The sequence below is a fragment of the Pseudomonas sp. NPDC088444 genome (assembly GCF_044900175.1).
GTDB lineage: Bacteria > Pseudomonadota > Gammaproteobacteria > Pseudomonadales > Pseudomonadaceae > Aquipseudomonas.
In genome coordinates this window covers 148,047-167,856 of the sequence record NZ_JBJDNK010000006.1, presented here as the reverse complement: position 1 = coordinate 167,856, position 19,810 = coordinate 148,047, and the positions used below count along the sequence as shown (strand labels likewise).

18 protein-coding genes are annotated in these 19,810 nt (G+C 59.7%); 9 read left to right on the top strand and 9 right to left on the bottom strand.

The window, feature by feature from the left end; genetic code table 11:
- Positions 1-45 precede the first annotated feature (45 nt).
- Complete coding sequence (locus ACI2KB_RS13690; protein ID WP_404635301.1) at positions 46-1,266, top strand: 2-octaprenyl-3-methyl-6-methoxy-1,4-benzoquinol hydroxylase; 1,221 nt, start codon at positions 46-48, stop codon at positions 1,264-1,266.
- Between the two features lie 129 nt (positions 1,267-1,395).
- On the opposite strand, the gene ACI2KB_RS13685 is transcribed toward ACI2KB_RS13690, so the two are convergent.
- The 3 genes from ACI2KB_RS13685 to ACI2KB_RS13675 form a co-directional block, all read right to left on the bottom strand.
- Positions 1,396-2,925, bottom strand: a complete 1,530-nt coding sequence (locus tag ACI2KB_RS13685; RefSeq protein WP_404635299.1) for a SulP family inorganic anion transporter — start codon at positions 2,923-2,925, stop codon at positions 1,396-1,398.
- Positions 2,926-3,049: 124 nt separating this feature from the next.
- Entirely contained in the window at positions 3,050-3,784 is a 735-nt protein-coding gene (locus tag ACI2KB_RS13680; protein ID WP_404635297.1) for a carbonic anhydrase, read from the bottom strand.
- Positions 3,785-4,111: 327 nt separating this feature from the next.
- Positions 4,112-5,170: a PA0069 family radical SAM protein gene (locus tag ACI2KB_RS13675; protein ID WP_404635295.1), complete on the bottom strand. Its 1,059-nt coding sequence runs from the start codon at positions 5,168-5,170 to the stop codon at positions 4,112-4,114.
- 189 nt (positions 5,171-5,359) lie between these two features.
- On the opposite strand from ACI2KB_RS13675, the gene ACI2KB_RS13670 reads away from it, so the two are divergent.
- The 5 genes from ACI2KB_RS13670 (at position 5,360) to gcvH (ending at position 10,623) form a co-directional block, all read left to right on the top strand.
- Positions 5,360-6,031, top strand: coding sequence for a dual specificity protein phosphatase family protein (locus ACI2KB_RS13670; protein ID WP_404635293.1), 672 nt, complete (start codon positions 5,360-5,362; stop codon positions 6,029-6,031).
- 95 nt (positions 6,032-6,126) lie between these two features.
- Positions 6,127-7,128, top strand: coding sequence for an extracellular solute-binding protein (locus tag ACI2KB_RS13665; RefSeq protein WP_404635291.1), 1,002 nt, complete (start codon positions 6,127-6,129; stop codon positions 7,126-7,128).
- 189 nt (positions 7,129-7,317) lie between these two features.
- Positions 7,318-8,934 (top strand): ABC transporter permease, encoded by a 1,617-nt coding sequence (locus ACI2KB_RS13660; protein ID WP_404635289.1) that lies wholly within the window; start codon positions 7,318-7,320, stop codon positions 8,932-8,934.
- Between the two features lie 155 nt (positions 8,935-9,089).
- Positions 9,090-10,172: a glycine cleavage system aminomethyltransferase GcvT gene (gene gcvT, locus ACI2KB_RS13655; RefSeq protein ID WP_404635287.1), complete on the top strand. Its 1,083-nt coding sequence runs from the start codon at positions 9,090-9,092 to the stop codon at positions 10,170-10,172.
- A 67-nt stretch (positions 10,173-10,239) separates the two neighbouring features.
- The gene (gene gcvH, locus ACI2KB_RS13650) at positions 10,240-10,623 is read left to right on the top strand and encodes a glycine cleavage system protein GcvH (protein WP_404635285.1); all 384 of its coding nucleotides are present in this window, start codon (positions 10,240-10,242) and stop codon (positions 10,621-10,623) included.
- Between the two features lie 72 nt (positions 10,624-10,695).
- Here the strand turns inward: gcvH and ACI2KB_RS13645 are convergent, their stop codons facing one another.
- The 5 genes from ACI2KB_RS13645 to ACI2KB_RS13625 form a co-directional block, all read right to left on the bottom strand.
- On the bottom strand, positions 10,696-11,013 hold the full coding sequence (locus ACI2KB_RS13645) for a DUF2388 domain-containing protein (protein ID WP_404635283.1): 318 nt from the start codon (positions 11,011-11,013) through the stop codon (positions 10,696-10,698).
- A 188-nt stretch (positions 11,014-11,201) separates the two neighbouring features.
- Positions 11,202-11,648 carry an NfeD family protein gene (locus ACI2KB_RS13640; protein ID WP_404635281.1) on the bottom strand — a complete coding sequence of 149 codons (447 nt, stop codon included), beginning with the start codon at positions 11,646-11,648 and terminating at the stop codon, positions 11,202-11,204.
- A 3-nt stretch (positions 11,649-11,651) separates the two neighbouring features.
- Positions 11,652-12,590 carry an SPFH domain-containing protein gene (locus ACI2KB_RS13635; RefSeq protein ID WP_404635279.1) on the bottom strand — a complete coding sequence of 313 codons (939 nt, stop codon included), beginning with the start codon at positions 12,588-12,590 and terminating at the stop codon, positions 11,652-11,654.
- Positions 12,591-12,702: 112 nt separating this feature from the next.
- Positions 12,703-14,487 carry a GspE/PulE family protein gene (locus tag ACI2KB_RS13630; protein WP_404635277.1) on the bottom strand — a complete coding sequence of 595 codons (1,785 nt, stop codon included), beginning with the start codon at positions 14,485-14,487 and terminating at the stop codon, positions 12,703-12,705.
- A gap of 112 nt (positions 14,488-14,599) precedes the next feature.
- Positions 14,600-14,947, bottom strand: coding sequence for a hypothetical protein (locus tag ACI2KB_RS13625; protein WP_404635698.1), 348 nt, complete (start codon positions 14,945-14,947; stop codon positions 14,600-14,602).
- Positions 14,948-15,110: 163 nt separating this feature from the next.
- Here ACI2KB_RS13625 and ACI2KB_RS13620 point away from each other — a divergent pair, with 163 nt between their 5' ends.
- Positions 15,111-15,581, top strand: coding sequence for an Lrp/AsnC family transcriptional regulator (locus ACI2KB_RS13620; protein WP_404635275.1), 471 nt, complete (start codon positions 15,111-15,113; stop codon positions 15,579-15,581).
- Positions 15,582-15,695: 114 nt separating this feature from the next.
- Here the strand turns inward: ACI2KB_RS13620 and ACI2KB_RS13615 are convergent, their stop codons facing one another.
- The gene (locus ACI2KB_RS13615) at positions 15,696-17,063 is read right to left on the bottom strand and encodes an inorganic triphosphatase (protein WP_404635273.1); all 1,368 of its coding nucleotides are present in this window, start codon (positions 17,061-17,063) and stop codon (positions 15,696-15,698) included.
- A gap of 155 nt (positions 17,064-17,218) precedes the next feature.
- Between ACI2KB_RS13615 and argE the strand changes: the two genes are divergently transcribed.
- Together argE and argA are read left to right on the top strand one after the other, a co-directional pair.
- Positions 17,219-18,367 carry an acetylornithine deacetylase gene (argE, locus tag ACI2KB_RS13610; protein WP_404635271.1) on the top strand — a complete coding sequence of 383 codons (1,149 nt, stop codon included), beginning with the start codon at positions 17,219-17,221 and terminating at the stop codon, positions 18,365-18,367.
- Between the two features lie 128 nt (positions 18,368-18,495).
- Complete coding sequence (gene argA, locus ACI2KB_RS13605; RefSeq protein ID WP_404635269.1) at positions 18,496-19,794, top strand: amino-acid N-acetyltransferase; 1,299 nt, start codon at positions 18,496-18,498, stop codon at positions 19,792-19,794.
- Positions 19,795-19,810: the final 16 nt, after the last annotated feature.

Here is a 19,810-nt window from a genome sequence, read left to right as displayed (position 1 = left end):
TCTATTCATTCGTGGCCACTGCCACAGGCGAGAACGATTTAAAGCATGGAAACGCGCGCAGATCTGCTGATTGTCGGGGCCGGAATGGTCGGTAGCGCACTGGCGCTGGCGCTGCAAAACAGCGGGCTGAACATTTTGGTGGTCGACGGCAGCCCGTTGACCGTCAAACCGTTCGATCACAGCGCGTCCTTCGAGCCGCGTGTCAGTGCCTTGTCCGCCGCCAGCCAGCGCATTCTTGAGCGCTTGAATGTGTGGGAGGGCATCGTTGCGCGACGCGCCAGCCCGTATGGCGAGATGCATGTCTGGGACGGCAGCGGCACCGGCAAAGTGCATTTCTCGGCGTCCAGCGTTCACGCTCAGGTGCTCGGCCATATTGTCGAAAACCGCGTGGTTCAAGATGCACTGATCGAGCGTCTGCACGACAGCGATATCGGCCTGTTGGCCAATGCCCGGTTGGAGCAGATGCGCCGTTCCGGCGATGACTGGCTGCTGACTCTCGCCGATGGCCGCATGCTGCGAGCGCCGCTGGTGGTGGCCGCCGACGGGGCGAATTCTACTGTTCGGCGCATGACCGGCACCGCGACGCGCGAATGGGACTACATGCACCACGCCATCGTGACCAGCGTACGAACCGCCGACTCACACCGTAAAACAGCGTGGCAGCGCTTCACCGACGACGGCCCGCTGGCCTTCCTGCCGCTGGAGCGTGAAGGCGAGCATTGGTGCTCCATCGTTTGGTCGGTGACGCCGAACGAGTCCGAGCGCTTGATGAAACTTGAGGACGACGCGTTCTGTCGCGAACTTGAGAACGCGTTCGAAGGCTGTCTAGGTCAGGTCATTTCTGCAGATCCTCGCCTGTGCGTGCCGCTGCGTCAGCGTCACGCCAAACGCTACGTGGCCGAAGGGCTTGCGCTGATTGGCGATGCGGCGCACACCATCCATCCACTGGCGGGGCAAGGCGTGAACCTGGGGTTCCTCGATGCCGCGGTGCTGGCCGAAGTGCTGTACGCCGCAGTCGAGCGAGGCGAGCGGCTGGCGGATCCGAAAGTGTTGAGCCGTTACGAGCGCCGACGCATGCCGCATAACCTGGCGCTGATGGCGGCGATGGAGGGCTTTGAGCGGCTGTTCCAGGCTGATCCGTTGCCGGTTCGCTGGCTGCGCAACACCGGCTTGAAGATGGTCGATCAATCTGCGGAGGCCAAGGCGATGTTCGTTCGCCAGGCGCTGGGGTTGACCGGGGATTTGCCGGAGTTGGCGAAGCTCTGACCCGTTATACGCGCAGAGCCGCACCTGACGAACCGCATGTTCAGGCTTTGCTGCCGCTGCGCGCGAGATCGCGGCCTCGCAAGGCTCGTGCGCTCCTACGATGGAGACGCCCGAGCCTTCGCTATCCCATCAATGCATTGCCGCGCCGCCAATCGAGGTGCGGATGCGGCCTTCTACTCTGCGCTTCAACAACCGTTGTTCCAGCACCAGCCTCGACCCTTGCGCTGCATTGGCGCGGCCCCATTCTTCCAGCAATTCCAGGCATGAATGGTCGATGTAGCTGAGGTTGCCCAGCGGCACATGCAGCGTGGTGCCCGGTGGAACGTTGCCCAGTGCTTGCGTTAGCGCAGGCACCTTGAGGAACGTTGCAGCGCCGTTCAAACGCAGCTCCATCTCGCCTTCGGTCTCCAGGTCCACCAGGTTGATCTTCAGGCGCGAGGCGTTCAGGGCCAGTTTCACCAGCGTCAGGCCGAAGCCGATCAGCACGCCTGTCAGCAGGTCGGTCAGGATGATCGAGCTGGCCGTGGCGCCATAGATGAACATCGGCATCCGGCCATAACGCCCCAGGCCGCGTAAAGCCTTGAGGTCCACCAATTTAAAGCCGGTGTAGACCAGCACACCCGCCAAACTCGCCACCGGAATGCTTTGCAGCACGCTGGACAGCAACATCACGAATGCCAGCAGCCACAGGCCGTGAAAGATCGTCGACATGCGTGTCTTGGCGCCTGCCTGTACGTTGGCCGAGCTGCGCACGATCACGCCGGTCATCGGCAATGCGCCGACCAGACCGCAGAGCATGTTACCGACGCCTTGGGCGCTGAGTTCCTTGTCGAAATCCGAGCGTCGCCCGTCATGCATGCGGTCCACCGCAGCGGCTGAGAGCAGGGTCTCGGCGCTGGCGATAAAGGCAACAGCAATCGCAGCAATCAGAATGGCCGGATTGGCCAGATTCAGCAGGTCACCTGGGCTCAGCCAGTCGATGGCTTCAGCGAGGTTGGCCGGGACTTCGACGCGGTTGACGTCCAGGCTCATGATCAGGCTCACCGCAGTCGCAATGCCCACGCCCAGCAATGCACCGGGCACAAAGCGCAGCGACTGCGGCCGACGTTTTTCCCACAGCCACATCACGGCAATGGTACCCAGACCCAACAGACCCGCCTGCATGCCGCTGCCAGGTCCGATGGCACCGAACAGGGTTTCGGGGAACGCAATCAGGTTATCCAGCCCGGAAGGTTTCGGCCCGCTGTCGAACATCACATGGGCCTGTGAGAGCACGATCAGCACGCCGATACCTGCGAGCATTCCGTAGACCACGGCGGGGGCGGTCACCCGAAACCAGCAACCGAGCTTGAGGCGCCCAGCGACCAGTTGCAGCAACCCGGCCAGTACCAGAATCGGCCCGAGCATCGCCATGCCGTGTTCGCGCACCAGCTCGAATACCAGTACCGCCAGACCTGCCGCCGGACCACTGACCTGCAAGGGGGAACCGGCGAGAAAGCCAACTACGATGCCGCCGATGATGCCTGTGATCAGACCCTTGGCGGGTGGCATGCCCGATGCGATGGCGATTCCCATGCACAACGGCAGGGCCACCAGAAAAACGACCACGGACGCCAGCAGCTCCCGTGGCAACAACGACTTCAAATCTGTAGTAGCCATGACGACTCTCCGGAAAACTTCAGACGTGACGAGGCCCGACAGCGCGCGTCATACGCGGCCGCTAAAGGCTTGAGTGGGGGTGGAACGACAGGCTCACGGGCGTGAGCCTGCGATCAGTCGGCGATCAGTATCGCGCGCGCGGCGGTGTCGCCGTCGGAATGGCGTGGTCGCCGTCCAGCGGCAGGAAGCGATCCTGTGCGGCGTCGTAGGCGCGGATTTCGCTGGTCTCGATGTTGTAGACCCAGCCGTGGATGAACAGCTGACCGCTGGCCAGTTTCGAAGCCACCGAAGGGTGAGTGCGCAAGTGCGTCAGTTGGGCGATGACGTTCTCTTCGGTCAGCACGTGCATGGTTTCGTGCTCGCCGGAGCAACTGCAGTTGCCTTCGACGACTGTTTTGGCGACTTCGGCGTGGCGCAGCCAGGCTTTGACCGTCGGCATCTTTTCCAGCGTGTGCGGGTTGAGCACGGCGCGCATTGCACCGCAATCGGAGTGGCCGCAGATGATGATGTGCTGAACGCCCAGCGCCATGACCGCGTATTCGATGGCGGTGGAGACGCCGCCGTTCATCGGGCCGTATGGCGGAACCACGTTACCGACGTTACGGGTGACGAACAGGTCGCCCGGCGAGCTTTGAGTGATCAGTTCAGGGACGATGCGCGAGTCGGCGCAGGTGATGAACATTGCGCGCGGGTGCTGAGCCGTCGCGAGCTTCTTGAAAAGTTCTTCCTGCTGCGGGAAGACGTCATGACGGAAATGTTTGAAGCCGTCGACGATATGTTGCAGCGCCTCATTGGCGGATTCTGCTTTGCCCGAAGCCTGTGGAGCCGGGGCCTGAGGCTGTTTATCCCTGTTGCTCATGTCTCATCCTCTCTGTCGGATTGAAGTGGAGTTTCCAGTGATTCCTGTGGACGACCCACTTTTTTCTGGCATGACGGACAAATCCATCTGTGCGCGACCAGTTGGTCACTTGCGAAACACCTTAGCGATAAAAACTTAATTGAAGCTGAATGCATCGCTCTAGATCGCGGGTCCGGCTTAAGAAAATCTTAATCCGCAATGTTTCCAAATCCTGTAGCAGTCCGGCTTGCCGACGGCAGCGTCCGAAAATTCGCCACCGCCGACAAGCCGGACTGCTACAGGATGTGTCGCCATAATTCGTATGCGACTTTTAAGACGCTGCCTGAGTCACAACAGTGACATCTGACCGCCCGGCGGACAGAACGCTTCACAATCCAGCCGGAAACTGTCGCGCTGGTTCAGGCCCAATTTCTTCACAGCAATACTGTAGCGCTGGGCCAGCAACTCGGCGAATACACCCTCACCGCGCATTCGCAATCCGAAACGGCTGTCATACACCTGGCCGCCTCGACTCTGCCGAACCAGGCTCATGACGTGCTCGGCCCGCTGTGGGTAGTGCGCTTGTAACCACTCTTCGAACAGCGGGGCCACCTCCAATGGCAATCGCAGCATCACGTAGCTGGCGCTCAACGCACCGGCTGCCTTGGCCTCGGTCATGAGTTTTTCCATCTCCATGTCGTTGATCATAGGAATCATCGGCGCCAGCAAGACCCCGACCGGCACGCCTGCGTCTCGCAATACGCGGATCGCGCGCAACCTCGCCTTGGGTGCGGCCGCTCTGGGTTCAAGGATGCGTTTGAGTTCATCGTCCAGCGAGGTAAGGCTGATGAACACCGACACCAGATTCAGCTTTGCCAGTTCCGCCAGAAGATCCAGATCGCGCAGAATCAGCGAGCCCTTGGTGATGATCGTGACCGGGTGGCGATAGCGAAGCAGCACTTCGAGGGTGGCGCGGGTGATTTTGTACTCGCGTTCGATGGGCTGATACGGATCTGTATTCGCGCCGAGTGTGATGGGCGCCACGTTGTAACCGGGCTTGGATAGCTGCTGTTCGAGCAGCGCGGCGGCATTGGTTTTGGCGATCAGCTTTGTCTCGAAATCCAGGCCTGGCGACATGTCCCAATAGGCGTGGCTGGGGCGCGCGTAACAATAAATGCAGCCGTGCTCGCAGCCACGATAGGGGTTGATCGAACGGTCGAACGGGATATCCGGCGACGAATTACGCGCAATGATGCTTTTTGCGGTTTCCAGCGTAACGGTCGTGCCTTGGGTCAGCGGCGCTTCCTGATACCAGCCATCGTCTTCGGCCACCGAGCGATTGGGGGCGAAGCGATTATGGGGGTTGGTGGCAGTGCCGCGGCCACGCGGGGGCAATGGAGTAGGCATAGGCGTCTCATGAATACTGTTTTTATATACAGTATATGGAAATGATCATGAGCTCCACGTCTCGTCTTCGCGATACGGAGACGCGCCGATCAGCGGTCCAACGATCTTTTGACATTCGCCTCACACCGCCTTGACCCCTGCGCACTGAAACTCGCCGCATCTTATCCACCGCTCGCACGGTATGCCTTGATGCGCATTCGATTGATTACTTCTTTAGTCGCCACGTTTCTCCTTGCTTTGAATAGCATCGTACAGGCTGATGATGCGCAGCCCACCCCCATGCGTCCGGGGGAATGGGCGCAGCCCATCGACACGCATTACAACCTGTACGAAATCACCCCAACGCTGTATCGCAGTCGCCAGCCTGATGCGGCGGCGCTGCCATTGCTGAAAAAGTTGGGTGTCGTAACGGTAGTGGATTTCATCAAAGAGAGTGACAGCAAGTGGCTGACGGATCCGTCGGTGGCGCAGGTGCAGATTCCTTTGCAAACCGTGCATGTCGACGACGCCGACATGATCAAGAGCCTGCGCGCCATTCAGGACGCCCAACAGAAAGGTCCGGTGCTGATTCATTGCAAGCATGGGCTGGATCGTACGGGGCTGGTGTCTGCCATGTACCGCATCGTCATTCAGGGCTGGAGCAAGCAGGCGGCACTCGATGAAATGATGCACGGCGGATACGGCGACGAAGACAACCTGAAGCACGGCATCGACTACATCAACAAGGTTGACGTGGGCGCATTGAAAACCGCGCTCAACAGCGGCGCTTGCAGTACCCGCGCATTTGCCAGTTGTGCCATCAAGGGCTGGTTTCAGAAGACCGACGTTGTGGGCGTGCCGACCATACTGTGGCGCTTGTAATCCCGGCCCTGCAACATCTGGTAACGGCTGCGGACGGACTTCGTTGATGAGATTCACTACCATTTCGCCTCATTTCTCACGCAAGAGATTCCCGCATGCAGGCGAGCAAGCGTCTTATGGCTGCCCTGGCATTGACCGTGCTCGGCAGTACCGCCCAGGCCGCTGATGAAGTAGTGGTGTATTCCTCCCGTATCGACGAGCTGATCAAGCCGGTGTTCGATGCCTATACCGCCAAGACCGGTGTGAAGGTCAAGTTCATCACCGACAAGGAAGCGCCGTTGATGCAGCGCATCAAGGCCGAAGGGCAGAACGCGACCGCTGACCTGTTGCTTACCGTTGATGCGGGTAACCTCTGGCAAGCCGAGCAGATGGGCATTCTTCAGCCATTTACCTCGCCAGTGATCGATCAGAACATTCCGCCACAGTACCGCTCTTCAACCCACGCCTGGACCGGCCTGAGCTTGCGCGCGCGGACCATCGCGTACTCCACCGACCGTGTGAAGCCTGAAGAGCTGACCACTTATGAGGCCTTGGCTGACAAACAGTGGGAAGGGCGCCTGTGTCTGCGCACCGCGAAGAAGGTCTACAACCAGTCGCTGACCGCCACCTTGATCGAAACCCACGGCGCCGAGGCGTCGGAAAAGATTCTCAAGGGCTGGGTCAATAACCTGTCCACCGACGTTTTCTCGGACGATATTGCTGTGCTTGAGGCGATCAACGCCGGGCAGTGCGATGTGGGCATCGTCAACACCTATTACTATGGCCGTCTGCACAAACAGAATCCTGAGCTGGCAGTGCGTTTGTTCTGGCCAAACCAGACGGATCGCGGCGTTCACGTGAACCTGTCCGGGATCGGTTTGACCAAGTACGCCCCTCACCCCGAGGCCGCCAAAGCATTGGTGGAGTGGATGACCGGGCCTGAGGCGCAAACCATCTTCTCCGGCACCAACCAGGAATTCCCGGCCAATCCGAAAGTGGCTCCGTCGGAAGAAGTGGCGAGCTGGGGGGACTTCAAGGCCGATACGATTCCCGTGGAAATCGCCGGACGCCGTCAGGCCGAGGCCATTCGCATGATGGACCGTGCAGGTTGGAATTGAGCTGATATGCGGTCCGTAGATCTGCGATCCGGCCACGTTCGATGATTGGAGACAGATTCTGTGGTAGCGAATTCATTCGCGATTGGCCGGTACATCCGCAACATTTCCATTAGTTGTATCGCCGCATCGCGAATGAATTCGCTCCCACGGTCCGGAGTTCCTTCTGACAGTTTTGTTGAGTAGTTCGTCTTGACCCACCCCGCCCAGCGCCGCTGGTACCCCTTGGTCTTCGCCATCGCAGCGCTGGTTCTGCTGCCGCTAAGCGTACTGTTTCTTTCCTGGCAGACCATCGATCACGAAATCTGGTCGCACCTGTGGGAAACCCAGATGCCACGCCTGCTGGGCAACACCCTGACGCTCGTCATCGGTGTGGGCGTTGGTGTGACGCTTTTAGGCGTCAGCCTAGCGTGGCTGACGGCGCTGTGTGAGTTTCCAGGTCGCCGCTGGCTCGATTGGGCATTGATGCTGCCTTTTGCCATTCCTGCCTATGTGCTGGCGTTCGTTTTCGTCGGTCTGCTGGATTTTGCAGGCCCGGTGCAGACGCTGATGCGTGAATGGTTGGGCACAGGCATTCGTTTCCCTGGGGTGCGCTCGACCGGCGGGGTCATCGTCGTACTGATGCTGGTCTTCTACCCTTACGTTTATCTGCTGGCGCGCACCGCATTTCTCGCTCAGGGCAAGGGTTTGATGGAGGCCGCGCGCATTCTGGGGCAATCGCCCTGGCAGGCGTTCTGGCGCGTAGCGCTTCCTATGGCGAGACCGGCCATCGGGGCAGGCGTAGCGCTGGCGTTGATGGAAACGCTCGCGGATTTTGGTGCCGTTTCGGTGTTCAACTTCGACACCTTCACTACCGCGATCTACAAAACCTGGTACGGCTTCTTCAGCCTGTCGAGTGCTGCACAGCTCGCCAGCCTGCTGCTATTGGCGGTCATGCTGGTGCTCTATGGCGAGCACCGTGCCCGAGGTGCCAGCCGCGCGAGCAACGAGCGGGCTCGGGTCAAGGCGTTGTATCACCTGCGAGGCCTGAAGGCGGCTGCGGCCAGCACATGGTGTGGATTGGTGTTTGCCTGTGCGTTCGTGGTGCCGTTGTTGCAACTGGTGGTCTGGGTCTGGCAGCGGGGGCGTTTCGATCTGGATGAGCGCTACACGGGGCTGATCCTTCATACCCTCTATCTTGGCGGTATTGCAGCGCTGGTCACCGTGAGTGTGGCGATGGTGCTGGTGTTTGCCCGCCGCCTTGCGCCGACTCGCGCGATTCGCACTGGCGTGAGTCTAGCCAACGTGGGTTATGCATTGCCGGGCTCGGTGCTGGCAGTGTCGATCATGCTCGCCTTCAGCTATCTGGATCGTGAGCTGGTGGTGCCGCTGTCCAGTTGGCTGGGAGGCGCAGGCAAACCGTTATTACTGGGCAGTCTGGCGGCGTTGGTGCTGGCCTATCTGGTGCGCTTCATCGCTGTCGCGTACGGCCCGCTGGAAAACAGCCTCTCGCGGATTCGGCCGTCGATACCGGAAGCGGCTCGCAGCCTGGGCGTCAGTGGTCCGCGATTGTTTTTCAGGATTTATCTGCCGTTGCTGATTCCTGGCACGCTGAGTGCGGCGTTGCTGGTGTTCGTCGATGTGCTCAAGGAAATGCCTGCCACCTTGCTGATGCGCCCGTTTGGTTGGGACACGCTGGCCGTGCGCATCTTCGAGATGACCAGCGAAGGTGAGTGGGCGCGCGCCGCATTACCGGCCCTGACGCTGGTGGTTGTCGGTTTACTACCGGTAATTGGCCTGATCAGACGTTCCGCCAGACCGATCGGCTAGGTGCGGGGTCACCCCCTTGCGGCTACAATGCGCCGCAATCGACGCGGTCTGTCAGACAATTCCACAAATTCGCAGCAGTGTCATACCCCAAATCACGGGGGATTTGTCCTTGTTGTGCCAGGCCGTGTCTTCGCCAATCCCGGAAGGAGAAACCCATGGGAAAGCGCACACCCCTCTTTGACCTGCACCTCGCGCTGGGCGCGAAGCTGGTCGATTTTGGTGGTTGGGATATGCCATTGCATTACGGCTCACAAGTCGAGGAACACCATCAGGTGCGTCGCGATTGCGGGATTTTCGACGTCTCGCACATGCACGTTATCGATATTACCGGCAGCCAGGCCAAGCCTTGGTTGCAGCATGTGCTGGCCAACGATGTCGGCAGATTGCAACGGACCGGGCGAGCACTTTACACCGCGATGCTCGACACTCAGGGCGGGATCGTCGACGACATGATCGTCTACCTGACCGACGAGGGGTATCGCCTGGTGGTCAATGCGGCTACGGGTGCCAAGGATCTGGCCTGGATGAGCGCCCATCGTGCCGGATTCGACGTGCACCTCACTCATCGTTCCGAACTGGCCATGCTGGCCATTCAGGGTCCCCACGCCCGGCAGAAGATCGCGGAGCTGGTCACCCAGGCCCGAACCGAACTTATCCACACCCTCCAGCCGTTCGAAGGTCAGCAAGAAGGCGACTGGTTCATCGCTCGCACCGGCTATACCGGCGAGGACGGGCTGGAGATTATTTTGCCGAGCGAACAGGCCTGTCGCTTCTTCAATGACATGGTCGGTGCGGGCATCCCGCCCATCGGTCTGGGGGCGCGCGACACGTTGCGTCTGGAAGCGGGCATGAACCTCTACGGTCAGGAAATCGATGAGCAGGTTTCACCGCTGGTCTCTAACATGGCCTGGACCGTGGCCTGGTCGCCCACTGAACGCGATTTCATCGGCCGTGCCGCGCTGGAGGCTCAGCGTGCCAAGGGCATCGAGTCGAAGCTGGTGGGGTTGGTGCTTGAAGAGCGAGGTGTTCTGCGCGCTCATCAGGTCGTCCGAATAGCGGAAGTTGGCGAAGGAGAGATCACCAGTGGTAGTTTCTCTCCTACGCTGAGCAAGTCGATTGCTTTGGCGCGCGTGCCGATGGCGACTGCCGACCGTGCCGAGGTTGAGATTCGTGGCAAATGGTATCCGGTTCGTGTGGTTCAGCCAACCTTCGTGCGCCACGGCAAGGCCCTGATTTAACCTGTTTTCAACAGCTACCCATGGCGGGTTTTTCCGCTGACCTGATGATGTAGAGAGGATAAAAAACATGAGCAATATCCCCGCCGAACTGCGTTTTGCCGAGAGCCATGAGTGGGCGAAACAAGAGGGTGACTTGATCGTTGTCGGTATTTCCGACCACGCACAGGAAGCCTTGGGAGATGTGGTGTTCGTCGAGTTGCCGGAGATCGGCAAGGTCTTCGCGGCGGGCGATGCGGCTGGCGTCGTTGAGTCGGTAAAAGCGGCTTCCGACATCTACTCCCCAGTGGCCGGTGAAGTGGTAGAGGTCAACGAAGCACTGGGCGATGCGCCTGAAGAGCTGAACAATTCGCCATACGAATCGTGGATCTTCAAGGTCAAGCCAAGCGATGCGGCTGGCGACTTGGCCAAACTGCTGGACGCTGCGGGCTACAAGGCTGTTATCGGCGAGTAACTTGCCGAATACAACCATTGTTGGAGCCGCCTTGGTGCGGGCGGCTCCAACATGGCTGGTATCGTTAAACCGTTACTGCTCAGCGACCAGATTCTTCGCCAGAATCGCGTTAGCCAACTCCATGTCCGAGGCGTTCAGGCCCGGATTATCCTTGCGTACCTGGTCCAGAGCAGCTTCCAGATACGGGCCACGAATGGCGCCGTCGCTGGCAACGAAGCTGCCCGCGTCGTCCTGTGCGGCAACGATCAGTTTGTGGTGGCGGAAAGTCAGGTAGGTCGAGCCCGTGGTGGCGCCGGACGAAATGACATCACGCAGGAAGCCGTCAGCCATGGCTGAACCGATCGGCAGAGAAAGCAGGGCTAATGTGGCGACAGCGAGTTTTAGACGCATGACGGGTTACTCCGACTTTGGGGTTGTTCTGAAACGATTTGATACGCCCCGCCTCAATCAAGTTCCGTACGCACTGCAAACCTGTAGGAGTGAGTTCATTCGCGATTGGCCGGTACATTCAATGCATCTCCATCGTCGGTACCGCCACATCGCGAATGAATTCGCTCCCACAGGTCAGCCGTCGTAAGTCACAAAGTCTCTACCTTCAAAATCGCCCCGTCCTGAGCGACGACCTTGACCCGGTCGCCTGCAGGCGTGTCAGGGCCGACGACCATCCAGACCCCGTCGCCCACCTTGATTTTGCCCCGTCCGCCAACAATCGCGTCGTGAACGACGAAAGTTCGGCCAATCAGTTCCGAACCGCGCATGTTCAGCCCCGGTTGATCGGATTTGCGCCACACGCTGCGCTGGCGTCGCCACCAGTACAGCGCCGTGAGTACCGAAAACACCGCAAACAGCAGGAACTGCACCTCCCAGCTCATCGCCGGGATGATGTAGGTGAGGATGCCGACGGCAGCCGCTGCAACGCCGATCCACAGCAGATACCCGCCTGCGCCGAACACTTCCAGGATCAACAGCACGGTGCCAAGCCCCAGCCAGTCCCAGAATGACAGGTCTTGCAGGTAGTCCCACATGGCTTAAACCCGCTTGCCGGTATCGGTTTTCGGCTTGTCGAAGGTCGCTTTGACGATCTCGCCAATGCCGCCCACCGCGCCAATCATCTGGCTAGCCTCCAGTGGCATGAGAATCACTTTGCTGTTATTGGCTGCCGACAGTTTGCCCAATGCGTCAATGTATTTCTGCGCGACAAAATAATTGATGGCCTGTACATCGCCCGCAGCGATAGCCTCGGACACCACCTGAGTTGCCCGGGCTTCTGCTTCGGCTTGACGCTCGCGGGCTTCGGATTCCAGAAATGCGGCCTGACGCTCACCTTCTGCTTCAAGAATCTGCGCCTGCTTCTTGCCCTCGGCGGTAAGGATTGCCGATGCGCGCAGACCTTCTGCTTCGAGAATCTGCGCGCGCTTGATCCGCTCGGCTTTCATCTGCCCGGACATCGCCGCCATCAGATCGGCGGGTGGGCTGATGTCCTTGATCTCAATCCGAGTGATCTTGATTCCCCACGGCGCCGTGGCTTCATCGACGATGCGCAGCAGGCGCTCGTTGATGCCGTCGCGCTGGCTGAGCATGGCGTCCAGTTCCATGGAACCCAGCACGGTACGGATGTTGGTTTGCAGCAGGTTGCGAATGGCGTGTTGCAGATTGTTGACCTCATAGGCCGCCTGAGCGCAGTTGACTACCTGATAGAAACAGACTGCGTCGATCTGAACCGTCGCGTTATCGGACGTGATCACTTCCTGTGGCGGGATGTCCAACACGGTTTCCATCATGTTGATCTTGTGGCCGATGCGGTCCATCACCGGGACGATGATGTTCAGGCCGGGTTTGAGCGTATTGGTGTAACGCCCGAAGCGCTCGACGGTCCATTGATAGCCCTGAGGCACCACTTTGAACCCCATGAAGACGATGGCGATGGCCAGCGCGACGAAGAGTAAAACCACACTACCGATTTGCATAACGTATCCCTGTTGGTTGCTGCTGATAAAAATGCGATCCGGCAGAGAATACGGCGTTCGGAATCCACTCTGCGACTGTTTGTTGTAAACGTCCGTTGTTGGAGCGTAGGCGTCAGCGCTGTTCGCTCTGCGGCGTCACCCGCAGCACTTCTTCAAGCGTAGTCATTCCGGCAGCCACTTTCTGAGCCCCGGACAGTCGTAGACTGCGCATACCGTCCTTGAAGGCTTGCCTGCGCAGGGCGGTGAGGTCCAGATCCGCGGTGATCAGGGATTTCACGGCGTCGGACATCAGCATGATTTCGTAAACCCCTGCACGGCCCCTGTAACCCGTGTCGCGGCATTCGGCGCAGCCCACCGCCCGATGGGCGTTGCCAGGCACAGGCGCCTGCCAGGGTCGGGTCAGGGTTTGCCAGTCGACCTCGTCTATCTCCATGGGGGCTTTGCAATGCGGGCAGAGCGTACGCACCAGACGCTGGGCCATCACCCCGAGAATCGTCGCCTTGAGCAAATAGTGCGGAACGCCCAGTTCCAGCAAGCGGCTGATAGCGCTGGGGGCGTCGTTGGTGTGCAGCGTCGAGAGCACCAAGTGGCCGGTCAGCGCGGCCTGAATGGCCATTTCAGCGGTTTCCAGGTCGCGGATCTCGCCAATCATGATGATGTCCGGGTCCTGGCGCATCAGCGCGCGCACGCCGCTGGCAAAGGTCAGATCAATGTTGTGCTGCACCTGCATCTGATTGAAGGCGGGTTCGACCATTTCGATGGGATCCTCGATGGTGCAGAGGTTCACTTCCGAGGTCGCCAGTTTCTTGAGTGTGGTGTAAAGCGTCGTGGTTTTGCCGGACCCCGTCGGCCCGGTCACCAGAATGATGCCGTTGGGTTGATGGGTCATGCCCTCCCAGCGGCGCAGGTCGTCGCTGGAAAACCCCAGTTGATCGAAGTCCTTGAGCAACACTTCGGGGTCGAAGATCCGCATCACCATTTTTTCGCCGAACGCGGTCGGCAGCGTCGACAGGCGCAGCTCCACTTCGCCGCCATCCGGGGTCTTGGTCTTGACCCGGCCGTCTTGAGGTTTGCGCTTCTCGGCAACGTTCATTCGGCCCAGGCTCTTGAGGCGGCTGGTGACGGCCATCGTGACTTGTGGCGGAAACTGATAGACGTTGTGCAGCACGCCGTCGATGCGGAAACGTACGCTCCCCGCTTCGCGCCGAGGCTCGATGTGAATATCACTGGCTCGCTGCTGGTAGGCGTACTGGAACAACCAGTCGACGATGTTGACGATGTGCGCGTCGTTGGCGTCCGGTTCCTGATCGCTGGCGCCGAGTTTGAGCAACTGTTCGAAGTTGCCCACGCCGCTGATTTTCTGGTCGGTCGCGCTGGCCCCGCTGACCGATTTGGCCAGCCGGTAGAACTCGACGGCCAGTTTTTGAACATCGAGCGGGTTGGCGACGACGCGCTTGATCGGCATTTTTAACACATGCATCAGGTCCGCTTCCCACGCCTTAACGTAGGGCTGGGCGCTGGCGATGGTCACGCATTCGCGGTCTACCGCCACCGCCAGGATCTTGTGACGCTGGGCGAATGCATAGGACATCAAAGGTGTCACCGCTGCGACATTGATCTTCAGCGGGTCGATGCGCATGTAAGGCTGACCGGACTGCTCGGCCAGCCACGCGGTAAGGGTTTCCAGATCGAGCTTTCTGCCGGGGCGTTTGAGGTTGTCGAACTGCTGGGCGGCAATGAACTCCAGCGGGTGCGTTTGCAGGTTTTGTGCGGTGCGGCGCAGGGTTAGCGCGTATTCGGCGTTGTCCTGGTTGAGATATTCCTGCGCGACGAGGTCACGCAGCAATTCGTTCAGATCCAGCCAGCGGTCCTGGGACGAAGGGGCAAGGACGGACATGCGGGCTCCTTTGGACGAGACGGCTTACTTCGTTGGTAAGCAAGAGTAGTCCCAAGCGTGCCAGTTGTTGCGTCCTGCAGGTAGTGAAGCGTTGCCAATATTTTCGGCGCGCTCAACCGACAGCGAGTGAGACGGGCTCGGATAGGACGTGCAAATCGCTGATCGGTTCCAGTGTCACTGAGCAAACATTGATCAAATTGCGCATTTTTTCACCAATCACCTGCGCGCGATGCCAGGTCATGCCGTCCACTTCGGCTTCGATCATCAACATGCCTTCCTGCTGCATAACACTGACCTGTTGCGGGATCAGGTACTGCATGGCGAACAGGTTCAGCACGCGGCAAATCAAGTCAGGCTCGGCCTCGGCAAGAATCTGATAACGCGACCGGCAATGGGCGTTACTGGCGCCCCAGGCATCTGGACGAAGTGCAGGCGGGGTGACGGCTTCGAGGTGCGGCATGCTGAACTCTCCTGTTTTCGCCGCCGGGCTGACTGGGCGGTGGCGAGCTATTTGAGTGAGAGGAATTTTTACATGCCAGAAAAGAAATTTCTGATCCATAATCGACAGAATTAGGTTATTTACGAATTGTTATTGCGCATGCTGTCTTTGTGGGGAATTATTTATGCAAATCGAGCTAGATGCTTATGACCGCAAGATCCTGGCGCTGCTGCAAGAGGATGCGTCCCTGTCCAGCGCGCAGATTGCCGAGCAGGTGGGTTTGTCCCAGTCGCCCTGTTGGCGCCGGATTCAGCGGCTAAAGGATGAAGGGGTCATTCGGCGGCAGGTGACATTGCTGGATCGCAAGAAAATCGGGCTGAACACGCAAATCTTCGCCGAGGTAAAGCTCAACGCCCATGGCCGCTCGAACTTCACGGAATTCACCGAAGCGATTCGTGGGTTTCCCGAGGTATTGGAATGTTATGTGCTGATGGGGTCTGTGGATTTCCTGCTGCGCATCGTGACGCCGGACATCGAAGCCTATGAACGGTTTTTCTTCGAGAAGCTGTCGCTGGTGCCGGGGATTCAAGAGGTGAATTCGACCGTGGCGCTGTCGGAGATCAAATCGACGACGAGTTTGCCGATCATCCGGTGATGAAGGGCCTGTAGGAGCGCGCTTGCCCGCGATTGCAGTGTGTCAGTAGATATATTCGTATCAGACAGACAGCAATCGCGGGCAAGCGCGCTCCTACAGGATTGGAGTTGCGTATTAGATTTTGAGCAACACCTTCCACGCCCGGCTTTGCAGCACGGTGATGGTCTGTTGCACGCGGGCTTCGAGGACTTCGTCAGTGATATCCAGATGCGCCAGTTGTTCCAGCTTGTTCAGCTCGCCATACAGACGGTCCAGTTCCGGCAACTCCAGCGTCTGACGAGCGTAGTGCAGCCACACCTGAATCCGCTCGATACGCGGCAGTTGTTCGGCGAGGTCTTCCGGCTGTTGCTGATAACGCGCAAGGTTCAGCGCTGTGGCTTCGTCGCCCAGGAAACGTGGCACCCAACTGCTGAGCATCGCGTTGCCCAGGCGGTTGCCACGGTTGTTGCGCTCCACTGCCCAACTGCGCTCCATCAGCCAGCGTGACGTAGTCAGCGAGAACAGACCCCAGCGCGTGTCCTCCAGTTCTTCGATGAACTGCTCATGGGCGGCGGCGCGCACGTCGGCGTCTTCCTGACCGGCCTGAACCAGCGTACGCCAGTCTTCGAGCAGAGCATCCAGCGCGGCGCGCAAGTCGTGAGTCGTGGCGCGTGGCGCTGCTTGACCGAGGCTGCCGGTCAGCGCGCGCAGCTCGGCGAGCACATCGACCCAGTCCTGCAACAAACTCCAGTGCCCGTTGAAACGGTATTGCTCGGCCAACCGCTGGCTGCTACCCAGCAGATACCAAGCCAGGGCGCTGTAGGCATCGTCCACCGACGTTTCGGCGTGCAGCTCCGGCACCGGCAGTTTGATGGTGTAGGTGCTGGCGTCGAACAGGCGATAGCCGCGCTCGGCCTTGCTGATGTCACACGGCATCAGCGGCAGCTTTTCCGCCAGTTCAGCGGCCAGTTCCAGCAAGGCGGCAGGCTCGCCTTCACGCAGTTCCAGTTCCAGCTCGCAGATTTCTTCCTTCTGCTTGCCCACGATGACGTGGCCCAGATCCAGCGCCGCCTCGATCACGACCTTGGACTTACCACGGCCCCAAGCAATCTCGGCCTTCTCACGCACGAAGTCGGTGGTGAACAGCGGCTTGATGGTTTTCTTGTCCAGATTCGCCAGTTGTTCAGGCCAGCATTCGCCGTCGAGTTTTTTCACATCGAGCTTGGCTTTGGGCAGGTCCCAGTTGTACTCGTTGCGCTCGGACAGGCCAGCAACGCTCTGGCCGCGAGTCTTGAGGGTCTGGATGATCGCGTCGCCATCCTTGCGCAAGCGCAGTGCGACTTTGGCCTGAGCCAGTTCGCGCTCAGGGGTGTCGAAATACTGATTGAACAGTTCCAGCCGCTCCCAGCCGCTTTTATTGCGCTTCTTCAGCAATGGGTGGTCGCGCAGGGCGCTGAGGGTTTCGCGGCTGACGCGGAGTTTGATTTCGGTTTCTTTCTGCATGGCCGGGAATCCAGACGCTCGAGTGCTGATAACAGGAGACGCAGCGGGAATCGACACCGCCGCGTGGGTTGTGCAGTGTACAGGACATCACCTCGACAGTTTATTCCTGCTGTCCAATCACCCTATGATGGTTCGCAGCACGAAAGGAGTCGCCTATGCCGTTGCCGTCCATGAAAGACCAGTTCGCCGCCCTGATCGCCGCGCCATCAGTGAGCTGTACGCAACCTGCGCTGGATCAATCCAACCGCACCGTCATCGATCTGTTGGCCACTTGGCTGGGAGATCTGGGGTTCAACTGCGACATCCAGGAAGTCAGCCCCGGCAAGTTCAACTTGTTGGCGACCTTCGGCTCAGGTCCCGGCGGGCTAGTGCTCTCCGGGCACAGCGACACCGTTCCCTACGACGATGCGTTGTGGAAGACCGATCCGCTGAAGCTGACGGAAGTTGACAGCAGTTGGGTAGGCCTGGGCAGTTGCGACATGAAGGGCTTTTTCGCGCTGGCCATCGAGGCGCTCCAGCCGTTGCTCGACAAACCGTTCAAACAGCCGTTGATCATTCTCGCGACGTGCGATGAAGAAAGCTCGATGTCCGGCGCCAAGGCGCTGGCCGCGGCAGGTGGCGTGCTGGGGCGCGCAGCGGTAATCGGCGAGCCGACGGGCCTGAAGCCGATTCGCTTGCACAAAGGCGTGATGATGGAGCGCATCGAGATTTTGGGCCGCAGCGGCCACTCGTCGGACCCGAGCCTGGGCCACAGCGCCCTCGAAGCCATGTACGACGCCATTGGCGCGCTCAAGGGGCTGCGTCAGCAATGGCAGACGCAGTTCAATAATCCACAATTCAGCGTGCCCCAGCCGACGATGAACTTCGGTTGCATCCATGGCGGCGACAACCCCAATCGCATTTGCGGCCAGTGTTCGCTGGAGTTCGACCTGCGTCCGTTGCCGGGGATGGATCCGGAAATGCTGCGCGCGGCGATCCGACAGAAGTTGCAACCGCTGGCCGAGCAGCATCAGGTACAGATCGATTACGCGCCACTGTTCTCGGAAGTCGCACCGTTCGAACAGAGTGCTGACGCGGAACTGGTACGGGTGGCCGAGCGTCTGACCGGTCATACGGCTGAAGCGGTGGCATTTGGCACCGAAGCGCCTTATCTTCAGCGCCTTGGTTGCGAAACCATCGTATTGGGGCCAGGCGACATCGCCTGCGCGCACCAGCCTGGTGAGTATCTTGAAATGTCACGTTTGCAGCCTACAGTGCGTCTGCTACGTCAATTGATCGAACATTACTGCCTGACTACCCCTTGAGTGCGGGTCGTGAGTCAGTCCCAAACCAGAAGGAGAGTACGCGTGTTGCGACGCCTGTTCCGACGATAAAGCTCATGCCGCTGTGAGTGTTTACCTTTCGTCCCTCTTTGCTACAGGCCTTTTTGGATATGCCCGATTACGTCAATTGGCTCCGCCACGCGTCTCCCTACATCAATGCCCACCGGGATTGCACCTTCATCGTCATGCTCCCGGGCGATGGCGTTGAACACCCGAATTTCGGCAACATCGTTCACGATCTGGTGCTGTTGCACAGCCTGGGCGTGCGTTTGGTGCTGGTTCACGGCTCCCGTCCGCAGATTGAAAGCCGTCTGGCGGCACGCGGCATCACGCCGCATTTTCATCGCGACATGCGTGTCACGGACTCGGCCACGCTGGAGTGCGTGATCGACGCCGTTGGCGCATTGCGTATTGCTATCGAAGCGCGTCTCTCGATGGACATGGCCGCCTCGCCGATGCAGGGGTCGCGCTTGCGTGTGACCGGTGGCAATTTCGTCACAGCGCGCCCGATCGGCGTGCTGGAAGGCGTCGATTACCAGCACACAGGCGAAGTGCGCCGGATCGACCGCAAAGGTATCAATCGCCTGCTCGACGAGCGCTCCATCGTGCTGCTGTCGCCTCTGGGGTATTCGCCGACCGGAGAAATCTTCAATTTGGCCTGCGAAGACGTCGCCACCCGTGCGGCGGTCGATCTCGGCGCAGAGAAGCTGCTGTTGTTCGGCGCCGAATCGGGCCTGATGGACGAGCAGGGGCGTCTGGTGCGCGAGCTGCGTCCACAGCAGATCCCGGCGCACCTTCAACGTTTGGGTAACAACTACCAGGCCGAGCTGCTGGACGCGGCCGCTCAGGCCTGCCGAGGCGGCGTTGCGCGTAGCCATATCGTCAGCTACGCCGAAGATGGCGCGCTGTTGTCCGAGCTCTTCACCCGTGCGGGTGGCGGCACGCTGGTGGCGCAGGAGCAGTTCGAGTTGGTGCGTGAGGCATCGATTGGTGACGTCGGTGGCTTGATCGACCTGATCACGCCGCTGGAAGAGCAGGGCATTCTGGTGCGTCGCTCCCGCGAGGTGCTGGAACGCGAGATCGAACAGTTCAGCGTGGTCGAGCGTGAGGGGTTGATCATCGCCTGCGCGGCGTTGTACCCGATTGCCGATTCCGAGGCCGGTGAGCTGGCGTGTCTGGCAGTGAATCCCGAGTATCGTCACGGCGGGCGCGGTGACGAGTTGCTGGAGCGCATTGAAGAGCGGGCGAAGGCGCAAGGGCTGAAAACCCTGTTCGTTCTCACCACCCGCACGGCGCATTGGTTCCGTGAGCGTGGGTTCGAGCCAAGCAGTGTTGATCGCCTGCCGAGCGCTCGGGCGTCGCTGTACAACTACCAGCGCAATTCGAAGATTTTCGAGAAGGCGATTTAAGCGCAGTTACAGCGTG

Excerpts from the sequence above, each read along its gene's own strand:
- ACI2KB_RS13690 (WP_404635301.1), top strand. The coding sequence starts at position 46 with ATGGAAACGCGCGCAGATCTGCTGATTGTCGGGGCCGGAATGGTCGGT.
- ACI2KB_RS13685 (WP_404635299.1), bottom strand. The coding sequence starts at position 2,925 with ATGGCTACTACAGATTTGAAGTCGTTGTTGCCACGGGAGCTGCTGGCG.
- ACI2KB_RS13680 (WP_404635297.1), bottom strand. The coding sequence starts at position 3,784 with ATGAGCAACAGGGATAAACAGCCTCAGGCCCCGGCTCCACAGGCTTCG.
- ACI2KB_RS13675 (WP_404635295.1), bottom strand. The coding sequence starts at position 5,170 with ATGCCTACTCCATTGCCCCCGCGTGGCCGCGGCACTGCCACCAACCCC.
- ACI2KB_RS13670 (WP_404635293.1), top strand. The coding sequence starts at position 5,360 with ATGCGCATTCGATTGATTACTTCTTTAGTCGCCACGTTTCTCCTTGCT.
- ACI2KB_RS13665 (WP_404635291.1), top strand. The coding sequence starts at position 6,127 with ATGCAGGCGAGCAAGCGTCTTATGGCTGCCCTGGCATTGACCGTGCTC.
- gcvT (WP_404635287.1), top strand. The coding sequence starts at position 9,090 with ATGGGAAAGCGCACACCCCTCTTTGACCTGCACCTCGCGCTGGGCGCG.
- gcvH (WP_404635285.1), top strand. The coding sequence starts at position 10,240 with ATGAGCAATATCCCCGCCGAACTGCGTTTTGCCGAGAGCCATGAGTGG.
- ACI2KB_RS13645 (WP_404635283.1), bottom strand. The coding sequence starts at position 11,013 with ATGCGTCTAAAACTCGCTGTCGCCACATTAGCCCTGCTTTCTCTGCCG.
- ACI2KB_RS13640 (WP_404635281.1), bottom strand. The coding sequence starts at position 11,648 with ATGTGGGACTACCTGCAAGACCTGTCATTCTGGGACTGGCTGGGGCTT.
- ACI2KB_RS13635 (WP_404635279.1), bottom strand. The coding sequence starts at position 12,590 with ATGCAAATCGGTAGTGTGGTTTTACTCTTCGTCGCGCTGGCCATCGCC.
- ACI2KB_RS13630 (WP_404635277.1), bottom strand. The coding sequence starts at position 14,487 with ATGTCCGTCCTTGCCCCTTCGTCCCAGGACCGCTGGCTGGATCTGAAC.
- ACI2KB_RS13625 (WP_404635698.1), bottom strand. The coding sequence starts at position 14,947 with ATGCCGCACCTCGAAGCCGTCACCCCGCCTGCACTTCGTCCAGATGCC.
- ACI2KB_RS13620 (WP_404635275.1), top strand. The coding sequence starts at position 15,111 with ATGCAAATCGAGCTAGATGCTTATGACCGCAAGATCCTGGCGCTGCTG.
- ACI2KB_RS13615 (WP_404635273.1), bottom strand. The coding sequence starts at position 17,063 with ATGCAGAAAGAAACCGAAATCAAACTCCGCGTCAGCCGCGAAACCCTC.
- argE (WP_404635271.1), top strand. The coding sequence starts at position 17,219 with ATGCCGTTGCCGTCCATGAAAGACCAGTTCGCCGCCCTGATCGCCGCG.
- argA (WP_404635269.1), top strand. The coding sequence starts at position 18,496 with ATGCCCGATTACGTCAATTGGCTCCGCCACGCGTCTCCCTACATCAAT.